Source organism: Dietzia sp. DQ11-38-2 (assembly GCF_014145055.1).
Classification (GTDB): domain Bacteria; phylum Actinomycetota; class Actinomycetes; order Mycobacteriales; family Mycobacteriaceae; genus Dietzia.
Genome location: NZ_JAALDW010000357.1, coordinates 1 through 1,995, shown reverse-complemented (window position 1 = coordinate 1,995; position 1,995 = coordinate 1). Strand labels below are relative to the sequence as shown.

General features: G+C 71.6%; 2 protein-coding genes. Both read right to left on the bottom strand.

Going from position 1 to position 1,995, the window contains the following annotated elements; translation table 11 throughout:
- Positions 1–87 precede the first annotated feature (87 nt).
- Entirely contained in the window at positions 88–996 is a 909-nt protein-coding gene (locus G6026_RS12155) for a DUF5926 family protein (protein WP_182613331.1), read from the bottom strand.
- Between the two features lie 42 nt (positions 997–1,038).
- Entirely contained in the window at positions 1,039–1,851 is an 813-nt protein-coding gene (locus G6026_RS12150; protein WP_182613330.1) for a glycerophosphodiester phosphodiesterase family protein, read from the bottom strand.
- Positions 1,852–1,995 lie beyond the last annotated feature (144 nt).

The window sequence follows — 1,995 nt, the reverse complement described above, 5'->3', positions numbered from 1 at the left end:
GACCCGCCGGCTGCCGGTCGCCCGAGGGGATACTAGAGGCCCCCGGGCCCGACCGGGGGTCCGTGCCGGTCTGGGATCGGCGCCCGGTCAGCGCAGGGTGACCTGGCGTGCCCGGAGACCGTCCCGCGAGGCGCGCTCGTCGGAGCTGAGCGGGCCGTCCTTCGCCAACGCCTCAGCCAGTCGCGCGTCGAGTTCGAGTAGTCCCGGCGCCCACTCCTGGTGGTGCATCTCCGGGTCCAGGTCGAACACCGGCACGAGCACCCCGTGGGTGCGGAAGGACCCCGCGAAACGCGACCCATCGCCCAGGTGGAGGCCGCCGGCGGAGTGCACGCGCGCGAGGGCCTCGAACAGCGCGTCCTCGTCCTCCGGCCGCACCCACCGGATGTGGGCCTTCTCGCCCGCGTCGACCCACCAGGCGGCCTCGATGCCGTCCGCCGCGACCCGGGCCGAGGGCATCATGACCTCGTCGGCGTTCTTGATCGCCTGCGCGATCTCGGGACGGACCTGGGCTCCCTCGGCGAGCCACCACGAGAAGTCTCCGTGCACCACGATCTCCAGCGGCGCGTCCTTGACCACGACGTCCTCCAACGCCGGGGTGGACTCGTCCGGATGGGAGGTGTTCAGCGTCTCACCGCCCCCTGCGCGAGAGGCCCAGTCCACCGCGTACGCCAGGTCGGCCGCCGGATCGGGCCCGTGGACCTGGACCTGCAGACCCACCATGGCCTCGCCGCCCAGCTCCTCGTCACGCACCAGTCCGGCGATGGCGCCGGGCAGGACGGTCGCCAGGGTGATCTCGCGCTTCTGGCTACTGGTGGTCAGCCGCGCGGTCGCCGACGGAACGAACTCGCGCATGGCGACCATGTCGCACTCCCCCGCGAACCCCGCGAAAGGCCTGGGCTGGGTGCTCAGTTCCTCACGCTCGGCCGCGCGAGCGGCGATCTTGGCCTGGCGGTTGCCGCCGGACTTGGGCTCATTATGGCGCTGACGTCTACCCACGGGCACAACGATACGGTGCGTCAGCGCGGCCCGTCCGGCGGGTCAGGAACTGCGGGCGGGCCCGTCCAGGACGGCTCGGGCACGTGACGGGACGTTGGTCGCCACCCACTCCACGCCGAGGTCGCGACACAGGAGCATGTCGGCCGGGTCGTCGACGGTCCAGCAGTAGGTGCCCATCCCCCGCGACCTCCAGTAGTCGACCAGCCAGGGACGCGCACGGAGTGCCCCGATGCTGGGGCCCATCAACTGGGCGCCGAACCCCTCGGCCGGCCACGACTTGAGGACGTTGCCCCGCTCGCGCAGCTGCACCGTCGGAACCTGCGGGGCCAACTGCCGGAACCGTCGTACCGCCATCACGGAGAAGCTCATCATGAGCGCCCGGGACTCGGCGTGCGAGGCGGGGCGATCCAGCCCGAAGTACCTCAGCTCGTCCCGGAGCGCGACCTCGACCCGACCACCGGTGGGCACGGGGTGCTTGGTCTCCAGGAACAACTTCACGTGCGGGTACGCCTCGGCCATGACGAGAAGACTGCGCAGGGTGAGAAGCGGCTCGGACCTGCGGTGCACCGGGTGCCAGGAGCCGAGGTCGAGGGTCGACAACTCGTCGAGAGTGGTGGAGTGGACCCACAGGTCGCGGTCCGCCACGCGTGCGGTCCGCGGGTCATGGAGGAGCACGGGGACTCCGTCCGCGGTGAGCCGTACATCCACCTCGAGCGCCGTCGCGCCCTGTTCGAGGGCTTTCTCATAGGCGACGAGCGTGAGTTCCGGATACTCGGCCGACGCCCCCCGGTGGGCGACGACCCTGCTCCCGGTGGACACCGTGGACCTCGGATGTGTGGTCGCGGGGACCGTCACGTCTCACTCCTCTCGAGCCGGGGACGCGTTCACGATCCCCCGCGGGAGAAGCCGGTGGGTGAACCGCGGGGGAGGCTCGTCGAAACTCCGCATGACGGTTCGGGTCTCCCTCGCGGCCCACACCGCGGCCGCCGCCGCGAGCGC